At 39.1% G+C, this 16211-nt stretch carries 13 protein-coding genes; 4 read left to right on the top strand and 9 right to left on the bottom strand.

Features of this window, described 5'->3' with window-relative positions; genetic code table 11:
* Positions 1-75 precede the first annotated feature (75 nt).
* From NG346_RS13355 to NG346_RS13345, 3 genes are all read right to left on the bottom strand, one after another.
* Positions 76-1818, bottom strand: a complete 1743-nt coding sequence (locus NG346_RS13355) for a DUF262 domain-containing protein (RefSeq protein ID WP_262288862.1) — start codon at positions 1816-1818, stop codon at positions 76-78.
* Entirely contained in the window at positions 1799-3640 is a 1842-nt protein-coding gene (locus NG346_RS13350; RefSeq protein ID WP_262281166.1) for a DUF262 domain-containing protein, read from the bottom strand. Before NG346_RS13350 ends, NG346_RS13355 begins: the two co-directional genes overlap by 20 nt.
* A gap of 131 nt (positions 3641-3771) precedes the next feature.
* Positions 3772-4260, bottom strand: coding sequence for an exonuclease domain-containing protein (locus NG346_RS13345; protein WP_262281167.1), 489 nt, complete (start codon positions 4258-4260; stop codon positions 3772-3774).
* A 212-nt stretch (positions 4261-4472) separates the two neighbouring features.
* Here NG346_RS13345 and NG346_RS13340 point away from each other — a divergent pair, with 212 nt between their 5' ends.
* Both NG346_RS13340 and NG346_RS13335 read left to right on the top strand, forming a co-directional pair.
* A complete protein-coding gene (locus NG346_RS13340) occupies positions 4473-4703 on the top strand; it encodes a hypothetical protein (RefSeq protein ID WP_262281168.1) in 231 nt (76 codons plus the stop codon).
* The gene (locus tag NG346_RS13335; protein WP_317620797.1) at positions 4700-5464 is read left to right on the top strand and encodes a type II toxin-antitoxin system HipA family toxin; all 765 of its coding nucleotides are present in this window, start codon (positions 4700-4702) and stop codon (positions 5462-5464) included. The genes NG346_RS13340 and NG346_RS13335 overlap by 4 nt, the downstream gene beginning before the upstream one ends.
* 340 nt (positions 5465-5804) lie before the next feature.
* Here the strand turns inward: NG346_RS13335 and NG346_RS13330 are convergent, their stop codons facing one another.
* The 3 genes from NG346_RS13330 to NG346_RS13320 form a co-directional block, all read right to left on the bottom strand.
* The gene (locus tag NG346_RS13330; RefSeq protein ID WP_262281169.1) at positions 5805-6962 is read right to left on the bottom strand and encodes a site-specific integrase; all 1158 of its coding nucleotides are present in this window, start codon (positions 6960-6962) and stop codon (positions 5805-5807) included.
* A gap of 823 nt (positions 6963-7785) precedes the next feature.
* Positions 7786-8691: a nucleotidyl transferase AbiEii/AbiGii toxin family protein gene (locus NG346_RS13325; RefSeq protein WP_262288861.1), complete on the bottom strand. Its 906-nt coding sequence runs from the start codon at positions 8689-8691 to the stop codon at positions 7786-7788.
* A complete protein-coding gene (locus tag NG346_RS13320; protein WP_262288863.1) occupies positions 8681-9451 on the bottom strand; it encodes a type IV toxin-antitoxin system AbiEi family antitoxin domain-containing protein in 771 nt (256 codons plus the stop codon). Before NG346_RS13320 ends, NG346_RS13325 begins: the two co-directional genes overlap by 11 nt.
* A gap of 1275 nt (positions 9452-10726) precedes the next feature.
* On the opposite strand from NG346_RS13320, the gene NG346_RS13315 reads away from it, so the two are divergent.
* Both NG346_RS13315 and NG346_RS13310 read left to right on the top strand, forming a co-directional pair.
* A complete protein-coding gene (locus NG346_RS13315; RefSeq protein WP_262281369.1) occupies positions 10727-11206 on the top strand; it encodes a helix-turn-helix domain-containing protein in 480 nt (159 codons plus the stop codon).
* The gene (locus NG346_RS13310; RefSeq protein ID WP_317620798.1) at positions 11131-11829 is read left to right on the top strand and encodes an IS630 family transposase; all 699 of its coding nucleotides are present in this window, start codon (positions 11131-11133) and stop codon (positions 11827-11829) included. The genes NG346_RS13315 and NG346_RS13310 overlap by 76 nt, the downstream gene beginning before the upstream one ends.
* Positions 11830-12055: 226 nt before the next feature.
* On the opposite strand, the gene NG346_RS13305 is transcribed toward NG346_RS13310, so the two are convergent.
* Genes NG346_RS13305 through NG346_RS13295 form a run of 3 tightly spaced genes read right to left on the bottom strand, consistent with a single transcriptional unit; the run spans position 12056 to position 15517 of the window.
* Positions 12056-13513 (bottom strand): thiol-activated cytolysin family protein, encoded by a 1458-nt coding sequence (locus NG346_RS13305; RefSeq protein ID WP_262281331.1) that lies wholly within the window; start codon positions 13511-13513, stop codon positions 12056-12058.
* Positions 13514-13526: 13 nt separating this feature from the next.
* Positions 13527-14561: a thiol-activated cytolysin family protein gene (locus NG346_RS13300; RefSeq protein ID WP_262281330.1), complete on the bottom strand. Its 1035-nt coding sequence runs from the start codon at positions 14559-14561 to the stop codon at positions 13527-13529.
* 5 nt (positions 14562-14566) lie between these two features.
* A complete protein-coding gene (locus NG346_RS13295; protein ID WP_262288860.1) occupies positions 14567-15517 on the bottom strand; it encodes a hypothetical protein in 951 nt (316 codons plus the stop codon).
* Between the last annotated feature and the right edge of the window lie 694 nt (positions 15518-16211).

Genomic DNA, 16211 nt, shown 5'->3' with positions numbered 1-16211 from the left:
GAAAGCCTTCAGGTCATGCCTGAAGGGAATAAGGGATATACCCTTCTTTTTCTATAGATGTGTTACTGTCTTTGGTTAGGCAGCGGCATCTGCCCGCCACGGACAATCCCCCTTGGGCCGAATATTGCCACCATCAGCATTGCCATCAGGAAGCAATGTATTGATAAAATCATAAAGAGCTGTCAAACTTTCAGTTGGTTTCGCCCAATCTATGATGCCGACTTCTTTACGAATGAAGTTTCGAATGGTATACCCCCCAAGTTTTCTCTCTCCTATAAAATAAGGAAGATCCTGTAATTTCCAAGCTATCGATTCAGCAGTTCTATCTTTTCCACAAAGTTTAAACAGAAGCATCTCCTCTTCACTAAAGAGATGGTCAAAGTCATCAATATCGGCATCATCATCACCAGCTTCACTGTTGTCTATCGAATCATTGTCACGGTAATACTTTACTATATTGTCAACGACACGCTCGATTGTAGTGGAGGACCGCTGATAACAGTGAAAACGCACATAGTATAGATGCAACAAGTGTATAAGTACATCATCGTCAGGTTGTTGACTAGGGGCCAATGTACTGAAATAGTAAAGCCATGGCCATATTAGCATACTTGCATTCCTTGCCACAGATGAATTATTGTATAGAGTGCGAGCTTCTGCGTCCTTAGAAAGTTTATAGTTATCAATATGCCAGTCTATGCTATCTTTGTCGATAATCGTCCATATATCATTCAGGAAGTTATCATACCAAGTTGTGTACAATCCGTTATACTTGGTTTCCAACTCCTTTCTGAAATTGTTGCTAAAGACAGTATTTCCATTGCCATCCTTCACATCGTTACCTGTGACATATTGTAATGCCCACATTGCCGAAGTAATATCAAAAATGTTTGCTTTATAAGCCTTACCCTTGAAAAAAGAGACATACCCTTCAATACAAGCCAGAAAAGCGTTGAAGCCTTTGTCTGCGTTAGGGTTTTCAACACTCTTTTTGCGATTTCTCCAAAAGAATGTCTGCCAACTCTCCCAGTCCATACCATGATTGATAAGTTCATCCTGTGGCAGAGCACGAGCTTTAGTCATCTCATTGTCAGACAACTGCTCACCGCGCAAATTCATTGTTATATAAAGTTCCTCACCCTGAGATGTAGCCTCTGTTTTAAAGTGCCAGAATCGGATGTTAGTAAGCAGAAAGTCAAAATAATAATTGTCGTCATCCTTAAAAACATCACGCATCACTTTTATAGCGGAAATCATAGCCATTACCGTAGGGTCAGTGAGATAATCGTCAAGCATCCATGATGGAGTGTCATCCATAGAGTCAACGAAGTCAAAGGCTTTCTTTCCCATCTTCTCTGTCCAACTAATGAGATCCAGGACAAAGCGTTGGGTAAGATTACGGACTTTATAGTTGAACGCTATTGTACTTGGTCCATCATAAGCACGGATTATAGCTAAAAAGTCTGAAAGTCTATCCTCAACGGAAGCACGGTAAAGAAGTAAGAGGAAAAGTGTAGTAATGCGCTGTTGACCATCAATGAGATATTCATCAAGAATACGTTCATAAGATCTTTTCACATAGTTAGGCTTATATGAATATAAAAAGCCAACATTCATGCTTTTGGCAGCATGAACATGATGACAGACAGAACACGGCTCTGCCTTGGCACGAATGTCATTAAGAAACTGTGTCAAAACATCAGTGTTATTGCCCCACACATATTCACGTTGTATCTCTGGAACTATGAGCCGGTTGAGAGAAAACAAGGACAATAAGTTTTCCTCACGAAGATAAGCATTATTCTGTAGTGTCGCCATTGCTTAGGAATTTTTTAATTTGTTTGATGATAAAATCACAGCGTTGCAGTATGTCCTCTTTTCCCCATTTTGTCATCTGCTCCATATCAATTTTCTCTTCTCGTTTCTTGAAAACCTTATTGAAAGCATCATAGACATGAGGGCGAATAAAATTTCCTTCCTGAGACTTACGCATAACGTCTATACGCTTCTCCAGGAAGAAATCATTTCCATATCCACGGTTAACGCTTCTGTTAAGCAGACACATATTACCCAAGTTATTAACAGGAATAAGTTTAGCCAAATATTCATTAACTAGTTCCTCTGTTTGCTGCCGCCACTCATCGTCATACCAATTGATGGAGGGAAAGAGCTTTTTCTTATCAATGCATTCATCTTCCCTTTTGTTATCTTTCAGCATATCATTGATTAAGTCAACGTATGTCATCAACACATCTGTTTGCTTATCAGGCTCTTTCACTTTGTCAGCAATAGGTGTCTGAGGAAATATGTGCTCACGATCTTCTTCTTTTCGCACCCATTGAAAATATCGGGCAGGCAGCCTCATTTCTGTCTGATTGTTCAAGCAATGAATAATATCAAGTAAAATGCAGACTGAGGCAAGATCGTCGTTAAACCAATCATTTTGACTGGTAGACTGCTCATCTTTACCTTCTTCTCCCAATAATGCCTCTATAGCAGATGACTTGCGGATATTCTTCTTGAGAGTCGTAATAAACTCCTGACGCGAAAATTTTCTCCACGTATCATAGATGTCCTTTAATTTCATCCCAGCATGAATGTGAGCATAAGGTACAAGATGATACAGGACTGGTTCGTCGTACCAGTTCTGCATTGTACGCTGAAAGTCAAGTAGTCGTTGTAAGAAGTCTTTCTTCGCTACTTCTTTCTCATAAAAGCTCACACTAACGACCCCATCATTGTATACCTGGGCATAAAGTTTATAAAGATAGTTTATCTGGTGCTGAACTTCATCGAAATTTACGGTCTCATCTGCGTCTGTCTTAACCTTACGTGTAAAGAAACCGAACCATGTCTGACGATTGCTATCCGTCCACCACCTTCCAATATCATCTAAAGTGATGCCTATTCTTGTGCGTCGTTCGTTGATGAGCACGTTATACTTTATGTCATCCTCTGTATTCGGACTCTCCTGACGTGCTATACGTGTTATAATGAGAGCCCTTACTAGATCTGCACCATCAAGAGGAACACGCTTTCCATTGAGGTTTTCAAAAAGTTCTTGTTCATCAATATTACGAACCAGATTAACTATGAGTTTTACATGGTCAAGTAATCTTGTCAGTATAACCCCTTTAAAGTTATCATTTTTCTCAAACCATTTGACTACTGTCTGATAAGCTTGAAAAAGGTAATATATGTCTTGGTAATCGTAATCAACTCCTGAAACTTTAGCTTTAGCAAGGAAATCATCCCAGTCCGTAAACACAGTAATATCAGATGGCTGGTAAATATATTTTTCCAAGAATTCCTCTGTTTCCTTTCGTATGCTGTATATTAGTTTACCATTGATTAGGTCATACTGACCAACATAAGAAAGTATAACAGCCAATGTGGTAAGTCGCTGCTGACCATCTACTACATTATAGTTGCCGTCTTTCTCTACGAGTGTTATATTTTGCAGGCAATAGAATTTATCTGTATCGTCTCCAGGATCAAACTCTTTGATGTCGTCAAGAAGCCTTGACACATCGTGAGCCTCCCATTTGTAGCCTCGCTGATATGGTGGAATTCTGTAATGCTTACAGTCTTTCAGGTAATTTGAAAAAACCTCTCGGACAGAATAGAGTAAATTTGCCATATTTATTTGTTTAAGTACTGTCAAACCTTTTGGTTGGTATAACATTTCATGAGTCGGACAGGCATATGTGTTTTAATTATTGGAGTTATTAATATACTAATATTCTGGATGTAAGATAATTTAAGTTCATATTATAATATTTTTAATGCTATAGCTGCACATGCCTCGGCGTCGGCAAGGGCATGGTGGTGATTCTTAAGATCGTAGCCGCAACGCTCGGCAATGATGTCGAGGTTGTGATGACCACCCGGCCATACTTGGCGAGAGCGGATTAGAGTGCAGTAGAAGGAATAGTCGGGATAGTCCATCTGGTACATGCGGAAGACGGCTTTCAAGCAGTTCTCGTCGAATGCCTTGTTATGGGCAACAAGCGGCAGTCCTTCTATCTTCGGTTCAATCTGTTTCCAGACATCGAGGAATATTGGCGCCTCCTCGGTGTCTTCACGGCAGAGGCTGTTAACACTGGAGCAGACACGGTTATAATAGTCCGGTTCTGGATGGATAAGTGAATAGAACTGGTCAACCTTCTTGCCGTTCCTAACTACAACAACTCTTACAGAACAGTCGCTTGTCCGTTCAAAGTTGTCTGTCTCGAAATCTATGGCTGCAAAATCTTCCATGTCTTAATTGTTGTTAGTACGGTGCAAAGGTCAGGGATGTCGTTACAAAGCACTTCCCAGTCTTTTCAATTTCCAGTTATCGTGTGTAAAATTAGGATATTTTCATGAGGATTGCAAATTTTTGGCTGACTTTTTCAAAATTATTTTAAGGTGTGCAGTTTTTTGTTACTATCTGCCGCTATCTTTGCGGTCGTTTTTTTAATAATGGAATTATGATGGATAATAAAAACAAGAAGGGCGATGTCAGCAATAAGATTGTTGGCAGAGATGAAGTGGAACGACTTATAGAGGATTATGGGCATAAAGGCTCAGGGCTGAGTATGGAAGAGAAATTTGGTTACCTTCGTAATGAAAAGACTATTGTGAAGGTCAGGATAATCTCTTTTCCGTTATCTGATTGCCGTCACGTCTGTATTCCGTTAATGGCAATAGTCATTTTATGACCATGCGCTTTGACCGCAGAAACGGCAAAAAGCTCTTTACACAGACTCTCGCTGCATTGTGCCCCGATGCGGATAGCTATGAGAAGCTGCTGACCGTTTACCGCAAGCTCCACCTTCCCGAGTCGGACTGTCAGGAGGTGTTCCGGCGTATGGTGTTCAATATCCTTGCCAACAATACTGATGACCATAACAAGAATTTCTCTTTCATCATGAGTGAGGACGGCACATGGGGACTTGCTCCTGCATACGATCTCACCTATGTACTGGACTTGGGAGGCAACCTTCCCAATGAAGACCATTGCCTGTTCATGCGTGCCAAGCTCAGGAACTTCAGCCGGGAGGACGCCGTGGCATTTGCTCATGACAACGGCATACAAAGGCCCGATGCAATTATAAGAGAAGTATCTGAAGCATTAAAGCAATTTCGTCCGACAGCAGAGAAAAACGGCGTAGGCGCAAGATGGGTCGGTCGTGTGGAGGCTACCATCCTCAATCATCTGAGTGCATGGGGTGAGTATGATAAGCCAACAGAATCTATTTCCACAGAGGTCAATGGCCACAAGATTTCAGATATTAGAATCGAGCAGACGTATAAAGGCAACTATCATCTGATGGCTAATATCGATGGTGTGCAACGTAAGTTCGTCATTGGCAAGAGCAAAAAGGAGTATGCTGAAATAGAAAGGAAAGGTATTGCTAATATCAGTTCCGACCGGCTCTTTGACTTGGCAAAAAAATACTTTGCGTCTACATTGGACTAGAAAAGACATAACGATTGAGGGGCTAGTAATATCCCATTTAGATTATTTGCTGTTATAGAAAAATATGTGTTTTGCCACGGAAATTTGCTACGGTATGATATTGCTAACATAACTCACGACAGTAACACAGACCTTTTGTCTTACTTTATGCAGGATTACCAGATTTTGTGCGTAACTTACAGAAAATTATACAATCCCCATATAATAAAAATTATATACTATATACTTAAGCCTATAGTGTTGTCATCCTCCAAATGCAGGTGCAACACTATAGGCATTCGCAAATTTATTAGATTACAGAATTCATTCTTATCCTCTCAGGGGCGTCAGACTGCCATTATCATAGTCCTAGTTTCTTGAGTTTGCCACCATACTCGTCCATGTCATCAAGCACCTTCTTATTGGTCATTTGGGCATAGATTTGGGTGTATCTCGTGCTGCTGTGCCCAAGCATCACGGCAATCGTCTCCTCGGGGACGCCATTCATCAGTGCCAGCGTCGCGAAAGTATAACGGGCTACTCTGAATGTGAGATTCTTGTTGATTCCGCACACGCCGGCAATTTCTTTCAGATATTCATTTGTCTTTGTGGATGACTTCAACGGGAAAAGGCTGTCATCATCCTGCTTGCTGCGCATCCTTCTGTATTTTCGAATGAGCTTCAGCGGCTTGTCCAGAAGCGGGACGAATACGGGCTGTCCGTTTTTCTTTCTGTGGGTGTTTATCCATTTCTTGCCACAGCTTTCAACTACGTCATCGTCCTTCAGGCGGCTGATCTCACAATAATACATGCCCGTATAGCATGCGAACACAAATACATCGCGCACCCGTTCAAGCCGCTTGGTGCCGAGCTTCTTAACTATGACGGCGTGCAGCTCATGGTCCGTAAGGTAAGTGCGCTTCACCGGGTCCAAGTGATGGACAATACCAATATACGGATCACTGACTATCACGCCGAGCCTGATTCCGAACAAGATGATGCTCCTAAAAGTCTTGAGGGACTTGCAGGCTGTGTTGTTGTTCTGCCCCTTGAAGTTCTTCAGATATTGGAAGTAGTCCTCGATGATTACGGGTGACAGCCTGCACAGCCCAATGTCTTCCTTTCCGTATCTTGACCGGAGCATATCCAGGAAGCGTCTTTCTGCAAGCATGTACTTATACTTCGTGGTCTTGCCGGTCTTACCATTCTGGCCATTGAACTTGAAGCTGTTGAACTTTTCAAGAAGTTTATTGACGGTCGTTATGTCACCGTCACAACGCTTGTACTGGGCCTTTATATCCCCAATTGTAATCTGGTGATGCTGCCCGATCTGGTAATATACCGAGTACAGAGAATGCGCTATTCTGTCCAGCTCCTCGTTGGATCTCGCAGCCTGTTCGTCATCACCGCGCACTCTGCCTGTAAGTCCGTTCCAATGCCCTGGCATTACCTTTACACCCGTGCTGCCGATGCTCAGGCGTTTGCCGTCAAGGTTGATTCGGGAAATGACAGGTTCCATGCCATCCCTGTTTGAATAGTTGCTTCTGACGTAGAAGCTTACTGAGAATTTATGTACCATGTCTTTAATTTTTATGACCGCCCCATGAGACTTGTCTGCCGCATAAAGGACGGTCGGTTAAACTTACGGTACAATATAATGTTTGTGCGGAAACGACGGCTACTGAACTCTAAGAAAATTCAGGTCATAGATTAAACAAATTAAATTATTATTATTTTACCATGGAAGCAGGCATTCCCGTGATTTTCCGGCTACAAATAATAATAGTTTACAAAAAATGTAGCCGAATTGTAGCCACTATAACATTTGTTAAGAATTAAGGGCTGATTTTCTGTTGAATAAACTTAAATCATCAGAAAAGCAAAAATCCTGTAACTTGTTGAAAGTCACAGGATTTATATTGTTTTGTTATTCTGCCTTAATTCTACACTTTTAAGACAATTTAACAAAGCGGAGAGAGAGGCTCCGCGACCTCATCCGCTAAATTCCTTTATAATAAGTAGTTATCTAATCACTCAAAAGCCGTGTACCGTATGTGTAGCCATTTTTTGACCCTTTCGTGAACCCCTAAGGGAGACATGATGACCACACAGAGACCATGTACCAGTCATGAGATGAATTCTCAAATTCTCGGGTTCAAAGTTAGCAAAAAATGAACTATCTACCAAATATTTGGGCTACAATCTTTTAAAAAACTTTTTGGCTACACGATAGTGCGGTGTGCGAGGTCGTATATATAGGAGACCTTGCACACCGCACTATCGTGTTTGCCAACTGCGGACATGTATTCCGTATTCAGATGACAAGTCCGAAATTCGCACTATCATTTACATGTAAGGTAGTCCTCAAGTTTCTTGATACCCTGTTCGAACTTCTTTATGTTGGTTTCTTTTAGTTTGAGTATATTGATTAATTTCCATTGCACCGAGGGATATGCAGACAGATTACCTGCTGAACAAAGAGTCCAGTCTGGTTCGCCACGCTCAAAGGAGAGCAAGAATGATTTGTCATCTTCGTTCAAGCCGTCATGAATCATTCGAATCAAGTCTTTCCTTGCTTGCTCATAGTCTGCATAGTCAAACTTGAGAGCTGACATTCCTTCGAACTGCTTTTCCAAAGCTTCTGACTGGTCAATCTCATGTGGCTGCAAAGATTCGATTATGGGCTTGTCACTTCCCAAGAGACAGAGCATGAAGCCATCCTTAACCTCATCAAACGAGGATAAGTCCATGTGATGGCAGTCAAACAGATCACGCGGATGTTGACGACTAAGAGCTGCCGTTATTTTCCCGCCATAGAGCTGGCTGAAAGAGACTGTACGAGCCTTGCAACCCATATTGAACTCTTTTCTAGCCCTTTCACAAAGAGGCATAATGACAGTATCACCGATAATGCCTCTCTTTGTGCCATTGACCTCTATCTTCACAGTAGCCTCGCCAAGGCTGCACATCAGTTTCCAAACATTGGGTTTAGGTATGACTTTGATGCCAGGGATGGTTCTTTCCAAATCTGCCTTGATATCCAGCAGTTTCGCATTTATTGTTCTCAGACTTGTTTCCCTGTCTTGTATCGGAATGTAGGTGATGTCAATATCCACAGAGTACCTTGGCAGGTCCTTGTGAAACAAGTTGATTGCCGTGCCTCCATGTACGGCGAATTCTTTTATCTTAAACACGGATGGCATGATACGTATCAACAGCTCGACCTGCTTCCTGTATTTATCCCTCATAATCGTTTAATTCTTTTGGAACTGTTATTGAGTATTTCTTGTTGAGGATACCGTCTTTTACCAGTTGCAGCTTTCCGGTACCCATGTCTATCTTGCTTGTATCTAATTCCTCGAACCAGTAATGACCGGCCTTTTCTGCCATATAGAGGAACATCCGCTTCACCCTATAATTGGATGTATTCTCCAGCAGCCTCTGTACAACTTCAGAACGCAATGTCGTCAGCTGCTCCATGATATAGTAGAGATCCATGTATGAATACCGCTTTGGTGCCAGCGCAAGGCATTCAAGAAATGCCAGTTCCGGAGAGGACACATACAGCGTTCCGTTCTTGGTATCATGCTTAGTTACTTCCACCTCTGCAAAAGCCGTTGAAGAGAAAGTCCGGAAAGTCATGTCATACGCATCGCTTTTCATCCACATGGGCATCTTCTCTCCCGCAGGCAAAGCCACCATCAGCAAAGGCTTGCCCATGGGAACATAATGGTTAAAGCCTGAATATTCCAAGGCTGAGACAGCTCCTATCCTCAATTGTCTTCCCATCTGGAGATTATAGGAGGCAAGCGCATCGAAAGCGTTGAGACGGGTGCCACTTCTGAACATGACACCCTTACACAAGGTTGTCAGCCATCCTGTGTCCCGGTATCGTTTTTGCAGTTGCGACGAATAGCCTTTTCGTTTCATCCATTCTGAGAACATAAGTCCGGATGGAGATGTATTGGCAAGCAACTGGTTTATTTTTGTTCCGGCAGATACACTCATAGTATATTTCCTTTCTGTATATTCAACTGCAAAGATAATCAATCTTTTCTTATCTTGCAAGATTATGGTTGAAAATAATGCTTTATAATATACTTTAAATTGATTTACAAGGTTTTTTCTTGCTTATTATTGAATTTTTGATGCATTGATGAACAGATAACCTATACAACATTCGCTCGTTGAAATTTCGCGTCAAAAAGCTTTATGTACCTTTTTCAGTCTTATTCAGCAGCGTTAGAAGCCTTGTCCTTACTGACTTCCCGTAGTTCTTATGCTTAATCATTCTCCCAATGTAATTGTCATGTATTCTTTCATTGATTTTTCTGATCGCAATATCTTGGCATATTCTGACAGACGGCTTAGGTTACGGTCTGTGCGTTTCGTATAGTTCTGGATAATCTCCGAGCACAGGGCGTGGCCTATCTTATTCCTGTACTTGACAGCATCACACACACTTCGCTCAAGGTCGGTCATATGGACATAGTAGTTGCCTACTTTGACCTCGATCACTCAGCGATGTTCTTAGCTATATAATATGTATCGCGGAATTATAATTGCAAATTCATCATCTCTAATTCATGGTCGTACCGTCAAAAGTTTATATATATACACTTAATATAAGAAGGCGACATGCTAAATGAAGATCAGTAATAGTATTTTACAGATATAAAACTTTTCAACAAATTAAGTTTCATATTAATCATTTGTAATTGCTTATGCTACAGTGCATTATAAGAACATTTTTGTAAGTTGTAAGACTATAGTCTCATACTTGGACTATATACTAAAGTACTAATAAAAAAATATTCAAAACTTTGCACCATGAGCAACAAAAAGAACAAAATTAAGCCCGTAATAGTTTCAGTTATTAATCAAGTTAAGAAGAAAAATGAAGATTTCTTCTCAAAGCTGTCTAGTGTAGTGTCCTATTCATATTGACTTGTATCTATATGATTATACGTGTTAATTAATCAAAATATTTCAACGTATAAAATTGACTAATACCACCCATTAATATGGCATTAAATCTCCTTACACACCTTCAAGCGCAACTAAAATATGGTCATTTCCGTGCTTGTAGACGTTGCTTTTAGAGAGCTCACATAGGGGGATATATTGAATGTTGTTATATTGAAATATGCGCTAAATGTATTGATATTCAATATGTTAAGTATTGTATACTTACTTTTGAGTATGCGATTAAAGCCCTATTTTTGCATTATAACAATGCAATAAAGTACACATCTTATGGGCAGACACACAACAATAATAGAGTTGACAGACGATCAGTTGAAATATGTCAAGAAAATGCGTAAGGCAAAATCAACTTGTCAAACATTGAGAAGCAGATGCCAGATCTTCTTGGATTTGGATGTTAATCATGGCAAGCAATTTACTTGTGAGCAATGTGCTCACTCTAACGGCATAAGCATAAAGACGGTCTATACTGCTATTCAGAACTATGCAACAAATGGGTTAGAAAAAGCGCTAACCCTGAACCGTGGGGAGGGATCCAATCACTCACGTCGTAAGGTTGACGGGCGTGCTGAAGCCAATATCATAAAATTGGCATGTGGTCCCGCTCCTGAGGGCCACTCCAGATGGACTTTAAGACTCTTGGCAGACAAGTCAAGAATAGTGTTGGACGAACCTGTTAGCAAGTCAACAATAGGAAACGTATTAAAAAAAACGAACTTCGGCCGCACAAAAGCCAATACTGGTGCATCGCCAACCAAGAAGATGCCGAATTCGTAGCATGCATGGAAGACGTTCTTGATGTCTATGAACGTCCTTACGATCCAGACTACCCGGTCATCTGCATGGATGAGAAACCATACCAACTCTTGGGTGAGGCGCGTGAACCCAAGGATATGAAGCCCGGTAATGACAAAAAGATAGATTCTGAATATGTGAGAAATGGAACATGCAGTATCTTCGCTTTTGTTGAACCGCTTGCCGGTTGGCATCACCAAAGTGTCAGAGAACACAGAACCGCAGTAGATTGGGCTGAAGAAATAAAGTGGTTGGTTGACAACAGACCGGAAGCGAAGAAGATCGTCCTCGTCATGGACAATCTGAACACGCATAAAATAGCATCCTTGTATAAAAAATACGACCCTGAAACAGCAAGGAGCATACGACGCAAGCTGGAAATTCACTATACTCCCAAACATGGCAGTTGGCTTGACATGGCTGAAATAGAATTGAACATGATGACGAGGCAGTGTTTGAACAGAAGAATTCAGGATATATCTATTTTAAGAAAAGAACTATCCGCATGGGAGACCGACAAGAATGACGAAAGCAAGAAGATTGTCTGGCAGTTCCGTACAGAGGATGCAAGAGTGAAGTTAATTTCTCTTTATCCGAAGTTATGAGTATAACAGAAGAAATGATCAGGACACTACACTAGTCATATTGATATTTGAAAATACAGAGACATCTTTATTTACTATATTTCCAGTAGTTCTGTGGGCCTGAATGTTAATATCGTTGCACGGTATTTTATCTAAGGAGAGAAGCGAATTCTCTTGTAAATTTTGCTCTGTAATAATATTATCACACCCACTAAAAGATACGCTCAACCCAATAAGAATCAAGAAATTAATTATGTTTTTTGTCATAATAATAAATTTTAGTTGGATTTTCGCCTATTATTTCATAACTCTCAGAATCGCATAGTTTGGCAGTTGTCGTATACTCCTCTGTACGCGTTAGAGTGAAACCTTTGAATTTTCTTTTGTAAATAACATCTTTATGTTTCCCTAAAAAACTAAATGCTTTAATATATTTGTTGTAATTTTTATTGGAAAATGTTCTGTATTGAGTTTTTGTTGGGTTGTATTTGCTCGATGGAGTATCATCAATTTTAATTTTATATTCTATGCTTGGATTAGGAATTTCTGGAAATCGAGCTTTATTCCTATAAAAACTCAAAGACAAATGATGCATCTCGCCTTTTACAGCAGTATTAATGCTGTCTATAAGTTCAACATATATTGGCTCTTTTTTAAAATTGAATTTGAAATTAATTTTCGACAAGGAGTTGTCAGATACATTTTCAAAAGAACAAAAAATAGGGACTCCAGGCTGTGAGTAAGAGAAATTTACATGTTTTACATAATTAACAAAAGCGTCTAATCCATTCATTGTCTGTACAGCAAGGTTAGCTGCACCTCCTTGAATATATATCCTACAATCACAATCCCTTAAAAACCGATTTTCTTCATCTGTAAGTGATTCCTTACCACCGAATAAGATTGCATGGAATGACTTTTGTAATAAATCCTTAGCTTGATTTATGTCATAATTTGTTTCGATTGCTATAATTCCTAATCTGCCATATGTGATGCTATTAATAAAAACAGCAGAATCCATCAATTGTTTAGTGGTGCTGATAAAAGGAATATCGGGGTCGTCCATTGTAGACACAAAGCTTGTTTGCCAGAATTTAATATAAAGGCCAGATCTTTTACTAATCTTATGCGTCGTTGTGGCACTTGTGCTAGAAGTTCCCCAAAAGAGAACATCTGTATTAGTATTGCTTCCAAAAGCTGTTTTTAATTCTTGATAATAGGTAAATTGGTCTATAGTAAAAGCAATGTTATCATCTCCATTAAATGTAGCTCGCTTGAGTTCGTTACTCAAGTATTGGTTGTATGTCACGCGAGAAGGATTCTCTATATAAGAGTAATTAGTATTGCTTAGAGATAGCGAAGCCGTTAATCCTTTCTTGTTTCCAATAATAGGTTTGTAACTGCAATTTGCCACAGAATTTCTATAAAAAGTATTCCCAAGCCACATCAATGAGTAAAATTGAGGGAAAATAACGGTTTCGTTAGTTGAAACCGTTTTCTCCTCAAAAAGGGAATTGTCACTTGATCGTGTGGCTGGATAAGAGAGGATGTTGTTAGGATCCCTATATGTATCTATGTTTATCGTTATGTCATGGCTAAGATGACAAGCATTTACTTGTTCGATATTATCAATTGTGTCAGAACAGCCATAAAAAGTTATAAACAGACAAAAGATAACATATAGCTTTATATTAAACTTTTTCATTACTTGCGTTTTTCTATCTATCACCTTCAATTGTAAAATGCGATACACAAATAGAATTGTCTTTCAAATAATTTGTGGTAATATAGATTGGAACACCTGGCTTGTTTTTAGAAAATACTCCTCCTGATGTAATAAAATCCATGAATTTACTGATACCAGAAAATGTCTGTGCTGCAGTATTTCCCTCTCCACCTAATATATAGACATGCACGTCAGAGTTGTCTAGAATTTTCTTTGATTTAACATCAAGAGAATCCTCACCTCCAAATTTCCCTATATTAAGAGAAGCCTTAAAAGCTGATTTTACATCATTGTATGAAGAATCACTTTCAATTGAAATAATAGCCAATCTACCATATACAATAGAATTAATGTATACATCGTCTGAAAACGAATTTAAATCATTATTGTTTTTAAATAGATTTCCGTCGGAAGGGTAATCCATCGTCGCAGTAAAGTTTCGCTGATAGACCCTTGCGAACAAACCTGTTTTATGCTTTATCTTTGTTTTATCATACGAAGCGTCCAACCTTAAAATTTTAGCAACGTTTACATTTGCACCAAAAGCAAGCTTCATTTCATCGTAACGACTAAATTGTTTGAGATCGTACTCAAATTGTTCAAGTTGCTCACCACTAAAATCAGGTGATTTTAGAGCATGATTTAATGCATTTTTGTAAGATGTGCCTCTAGGATATATTCGTTCACAATAATATCCAGGCATATCAAAACAAACATCTATAGAATCTTTTAATGTAGACAAGGCTGTAGGTCTTAATGGCGGAGCAGATATTGAAGAACCACTTAATACAAGGCCTGGGTAGACACCAGATGTTAATCCATCAGGCACAAACTCATACGCTTCATTAGGGGATTCAGATGCTCTTGTGGAAGAATTCACATGAAATGACTCATCCCACTTATATGGATTGTTTTCCTCTGTTGAAATGGTTTGAAGACTGACCTCTTGATTAGAGCATGAAAAAACAAGAGTTAATGCAAGCATTATGGTTGAAGCCTGCAGAATAACAACTAAAAAGCGTTTCATAAATATTATTTTATGTTTATTGTATTCCTTAAAGTACAAATTGCGCCATTCTTCATACTATATATATTAAAATATAGAGGCCGAATGGGTTGTTGGTTAAAAATATTAAGTATATCTTCCTTTGTTAAGTATGAACGTTGTTGAACAATAGGTCTACACTGATTGTCAAATGTGATAATCAGTGCATTGCGTACAATACCATCGTTTTCTATTGAAACAGCTGTATTTATTCGTTCATCATCGTTATGGTTTTCTATCGCTGCTATGACATAACATATTTTCCCCAGAGTTATCGAATTAATACAGCCATAATGATTTTTCTCAACAGGATATACTGACAAAATGTTCTCTGATTCATCTGCAAGGGAAAAATGTGCCATTACTTGATTCAAGCTATATACAATAAAGGATTGATATCGAAGCTGTATACTGTTGTTTTGTAGCCATAAGGAGTCTAATGAGATGCATTCTTTCCCTCCATACGCCAAACGAATCTCTTTCAGTGTATTAAAGCGATTTTGAGAAAAGGTGAATTGTTCATTTTGCTCAATATCATTCTCTTTTAATGACTTTATAATCCTCTGTGTTTCTAATAGATTTGGAGTATAATTATACTCATAAAATTCTGCACCATATGACAACATGGTCGAAACCTTATTATATTGAGGGTTTGGCAAAGAAGTAATATGTCGTGCTGAAGAGTTCTCTAAATCAACAACATTTCCAAGAAAACATTGAACGTAGTTTTCTTCAACAATAGGAATATCGTAAAGGTCAAAATTATACTGATTATGTTTTATAGTATCATTTTGAGAGATTGTACTGTCATTCTCATTGTGAATTATTTGCTTATTTGGTAATGGTTCGTCATTGCCACAAGCAAACAACATCATTAGTGTAAATATGTAGCAAAATGCATATTGTGCACCCTTCTTTATATAAGGGTATCTCTGCATAGTTTGGTATGTTTTGTTAGTGCAAAGGTAGCATCTTTTCAGTTGCCATATAAGCATTTTCAGCGCAACATAATATAACGCCATATTAATTGATTTATATCAATTATAACAGTAGTAAACCTATTTTGTTCAGCAAGTCTAAACTGCTATGGTCGTTACCATAGGTGTCACAAATTAAATCTAAGTGCTCAGATAGGATAGATTTTATCCATGGATAGTTTCTATATAAGGATTGCTCGGATAGATTCTATCATTTGGCAACCATTGCAATAGCTCTCAACTGTTGCGGATTTCCGAAAGTTTCGGATCATTCCAGTTTTCCGCAGATTCAGTTTTTTACTGGCTCTAACTATGCAATTGCAAAGTCTAATCACATGTTAACTGTGCCAAGTCTAATCTCGTGATAAACGTGCCAAGTCTTATCTCGTGATAAATGTGCCAAGTCTTATCATCTGATTTCCTATCTATCAAGTCGCCTTACTTACTGTCCAGGTATTGCGGTTTGAAAAGCGTAAAGTCGAGAGTCGACACATCAACATGAGTCGATGGTCAACACATGTCGAGAGTCGACACTAGTGTAGTGTCCTATTCATATTGACTTGTATCTATATGATTATACGTGTTAATTAATCAAAATATTTCAACGTATAAAATTGACTAATACCACCCATTAATATGGCATTAAATCTCCTTA

Origin of the sequence: Hallella absiana (genome assembly GCF_025457485.1) — a bacterium.
Taxonomy (GTDB): domain Bacteria; phylum Bacteroidota; class Bacteroidia; order Bacteroidales; family Bacteroidaceae; genus Prevotella; species Prevotella absiana.
The sequence above is the reverse complement of the archived record's forward strand: the minus strand, read 5'-3'. Positions and strand labels throughout refer to the sequence as shown.

Excerpts from the sequence above, each read along its gene's own strand:
- NG346_RS13355 (WP_262288862.1), bottom strand. The coding sequence starts at position 1,818 with ATGGCGACACTACAGAATAATGCTTATCTTCGTGAGGAAAACTTATTG.
- NG346_RS13350 (WP_262281166.1), bottom strand. The coding sequence starts at position 3,640 with ATGGCAAATTTACTCTATTCTGTCCGAGAGGTTTTTTCAAATTACCTG.
- NG346_RS13345 (WP_262281167.1), bottom strand. The coding sequence starts at position 4,260 with ATGGAAGATTTTGCAGCCATAGATTTCGAGACAGACAACTTTGAACGG.
- NG346_RS13340 (WP_262281168.1), top strand. The coding sequence starts at position 4,473 with ATGATGGATAATAAAAACAAGAAGGGCGATGTCAGCAATAAGATTGTT.
- NG346_RS13335 (WP_317620797.1), top strand. The coding sequence starts at position 4,700 with ATGACCATGCGCTTTGACCGCAGAAACGGCAAAAAGCTCTTTACACAG.
- NG346_RS13330 (WP_262281169.1), bottom strand. The coding sequence starts at position 6,962 with ATGGAACCTGTCATTTCCCGAATCAACCTTGACGGCAAACGCCTGAGC.
- NG346_RS13325 (WP_262288861.1), bottom strand. The coding sequence starts at position 8,691 with ATGAGGGATAAATACAGGAAGCAGGTCGAGCTGTTGATACGTATCATG.
- NG346_RS13320 (WP_262288863.1), bottom strand. The coding sequence starts at position 9,451 with ATGAGTGTATCTGCCGGAACAAAAATAAACCAGTTGCTTGCCAATACA.
- NG346_RS13305 (WP_262281331.1), bottom strand. The coding sequence starts at position 13,513 with ATGAAAAAGTTTAATATAAAGCTATATGTTATCTTTTGTCTGTTTATA.
- NG346_RS13300 (WP_262281330.1), bottom strand. The coding sequence starts at position 14,561 with ATGAAACGCTTTTTAGTTGTTATTCTGCAGGCTTCAACCATAATGCTT.
- NG346_RS13295 (WP_262288860.1), bottom strand. The coding sequence starts at position 15,517 with ATGCAGAGATACCCTTATATAAAGAAGGGTGCACAATATGCATTTTGC.